The sequence below is a fragment of the Dermabacter sp. HMSC08H10 genome (genome assembly GCF_001807585.1).
In the GTDB taxonomy this organism is placed as follows: Bacteria; Actinomycetota; Actinomycetes; order Actinomycetales; family Dermabacteraceae; genus Dermabacter; species Dermabacter hominis.
In genome coordinates, this window is sequence record NZ_KV789420.1 from 1 (window position 1) to 3338 (window position 3338).

Below are 3338 nucleotides of genomic sequence, written 5' to 3' on the forward strand. Positions count from 1 at the left end.
AAGAATAGTTCGGCGGTGTCCTACTCTCCCACACCCTCCCGAGTGCAGTACCATCGGCGCAGTTAGGCTTAGCTACCGGGTTCGGAATGGAACCGGGCGTTTCCCCAACGCTATGACCACCGAAACAACCAAAACCCTCCCCACAAAGCAGGGGTGTGGAATGTCAACCACACAGTGAACGCGAACACACAAGAAGCAACACGAAGAGTGCAAGTAAGTCATCGGCCAATTAGTACCAGTCAGCTCCACACGTTACCGCGCTTCCACATCTGGCCTATCAACCCCGTCATCTACAGGGGACCTCCCACACAAAGAGTGTACGGATATCTCATCTCGAAGCAGGCTTCCCGCTTAGATGCTTTCAGCGGTTATCCCTTCCCAACGTAGCCAACCAGCCATGCCCTTGGCAGAACAACTGGCACACCAGAGGTTAGTCCATCCCGGTCCTCTCGTACTAGGGACAGGCCTTCTCAAATATCCAACGCGCGCAGCGGATAGGGACCGAACTGTCTCACGACGTTCTAAACCCAGCTCGCGTACCGCTTTAATAGGCGAACAGCCTAACCCTTGGGACCAACTCCAGCCCCAGGATGCGACGAGCCGACATCGAGGTGCCAAACCATGCCGTCGATATGAGCTCTTGGGCAAGATCAGCCTGTTATCCCCGGGGTACCTTTTATCCGTTGAGCGACACCCATTCCACAATGAGGTGCCGGGTCACTAGTTCCAGCTTTCGCTCCTGCCCGACATGTCTGTCTCGCAGTCAAGCTCCCTTGTGCACTTACACTCAACACCTGATTGCCAACCAGGCTGAGGGAACCTTTGAGCGCCTCCGTTACTCTTTAGGAGGCAACCGCCCCAGTTAAACTACCCATCAGGCACTGTCCCTGAACCAGATCATGGTTCGAAGTGAGGAATCCAAAACGACCAGAGTGGTATTTCACCAACGACTCCACCAACACTAGCGTGCCAGCTTCTCAGTCTCCCACCTATCCTACACAAGCCGTTCCGAACACCAATACCAAACTATAGTAAAGGTCCCGGGGTCTTTCCGTCCTGCTGCGCGTAACGAGCATCTTTACTCGTAATGCAATTTCGCCGAGTTCGCGGTTGAGACAGTGGAGAAGTCGTTACGCCATTCGTGCAGGTCGGAACTTACCCGACAAGGAATTTCGCTACCTTAGGATGGTTATAGTTACCACCGCCGTTTACTGGGGCTTAAATTCTCAGCTTCGCCCCCAAAAAGGGGCTAACCAGTCCTCTTAACCTTCCAGCACCGGGCAGGCGTCAGTCCGTATACAGCGACTTACGTCTTCGCACGGACCTGTGTTTTTAGTAAACAGTCGCTTCTCCCTGGTCTCTGCGGCCATCAGTGCTCTCACACCTCAGGCCCCCCTTCTCCCGAAGTTACGGGGGCATTTTGCCGAGTTCCTTAACCACGATTCTCTCGAACTCCTTAGTATTCTCTACCTGATCACCTGAGTCGGTTTAGGGTACGGGCAATAGTGCTCGTCACGCCGGAACTTTTCTCGGCAGTCCAGGATCACCCACCTACCCCAATAAAGGGTCCTCATCACGACTCACCCACAAGAGCACAACATTACTCGCACTCGGGCTGCTCGCTTGAACGGGGACAACCATTACCCCGCGGAAGCTACCTCACTGCGTCATCCCACACGCTGACCTACTACGCGCTCGGTTCCCAGCCTCACCACCAACAACCAACCCAAAGGGAAGGAAGCAGCAGCTCGGGTGGTTAGCATCACACGCCTCGGTATGGGTCCTCACACTATCGGTACGGGAATATCAACCCGTTATCCATCGACTACGCCTGTCGGCCTCGCCTTAGGTCCCGACTAACCCGGGGCGGATTAACCTAGCCCCGGAACCCTTGATCATTCGGAGGACGGGTTTCTCACCCGTCTTTCGCTACTCATGCCTGCATTCTCACTCGCATAGCCTCCACCACTGGGTTCCCCCGCAGCTTCACCGGCCACACGACGCTCCCCTACCCACCCCACACAAAATGGAGTGACACAGCTTCGGCGGTGTACTTGAGCCCCGCTACATTATCGGCGCAGAATCACTTGACCAGTGAGCTATTACGCACTCTTTCAAGGGTGGCTGCTTCTAAGCCAACCTCCTGGTTGTCTCAGCAACTCCACATCCTTTCCCACTTAGCACACGCTTAGGGGCCTTAGCTGATGTTCTGGGCTGTTTCCCTCTCGACCATGAAGCTTATCCCCCACAGTCTCACTGCTACGCTCTCACGTACCGGCATTCGGAGTTTGGCTAAGGTCAGTAACCCGGTGGGGCCCATCGCCTATCCAGTGCTCTACCTCCAGCACGAAACACGCAACGCTGCACCTAAATGCATTTCGGGGAGAACCAGCTATCACGAAGTTTGATTGGCCTTTCACCCCTATCCACAGGTCATCCCCTCCATTTTCAACTGAAGTGGGTTCGCGCCTCCACACGGTCTTACCCGCGCTTCACACTGCCCATGGATAGATCACTTCGCTTCGGGTCTAGAGCCGGCGACTGAACGCCCCATTCAGACTCGCTTTCGCTACGGCTACCCCACACAGGTTAACCTCGCCACCGACCACTAACTCGCAGGCTCATTTTTCAATAGGCACGCCGTCACCCCCTCAAGGCTCCGACGGATTGTAAGCACACGGTTTCAGGTACTCTTTCACTCCCCTCCCGGGGTACTTTTCACCTTTCCCTCACGGTACTAGTCCGCTATCGGTCACAAGGAAGTATTTAGGCTTACCAGGTGGTCCTGGCAGATTCACACCGGATTCCACGAGCCCGGCCCTACTCGGGGCAACACCACGCCTGGCCATGCAGTTTCAGCTACGGGACTCACACCCACTATGGCGCCCCACTCACAAGGCTTCACCTACCACACACCACGACGCCACAACACCGGTAGATATTGTGTAAATGCACCCCACAACCCCACACCAGCAACCCCTACCGAGTCTCACACCAGCATGGTTTAGCCTCCTACGCTTTCGCTCGCCACTACTCACGCAATCACTATTGTTTTCTCTTCCTAAGGGTACTGAGATGTTTCACTTCCCCTCGTTCCCCCCACACCACCTATACATTCAGCGGCGGGTACCACGACTCACGTCGCGGCGGGTTTCCCCATTCGGACATCCCCGGATCACAGGTCGGTTGTCACCTCCCCGAGGCTTATCGCAGACTCCCACGTCCTTCATCGGCTCCTTGTGCCCAGGCATCCACCGTATGCTCTAAGTAACTTAGAAACACTCGAAAATGAACACATAGACCAAAAACATTGAACTATCTGTAACAAAAATTGCTTA

At 55.0% G+C, this 3338-nt stretch carries 2 rRNA genes; both read right to left on the reverse strand.

From position 1 onward, the window contains the following. Positions 1 to 7: 7 nt before the first annotated feature. A 5S ribosomal RNA gene (rrf, locus tag HMPREF3176_RS02440) occupies positions 8 to 124 on the reverse strand. Between the two features lie 85 nt (positions 125 to 209). Continuing rightward, positions 210 to 3278 (reverse strand): 23S ribosomal RNA (locus tag HMPREF3176_RS02445). Between the last annotated feature and the right edge of the window lie 60 nt (positions 3279 to 3338).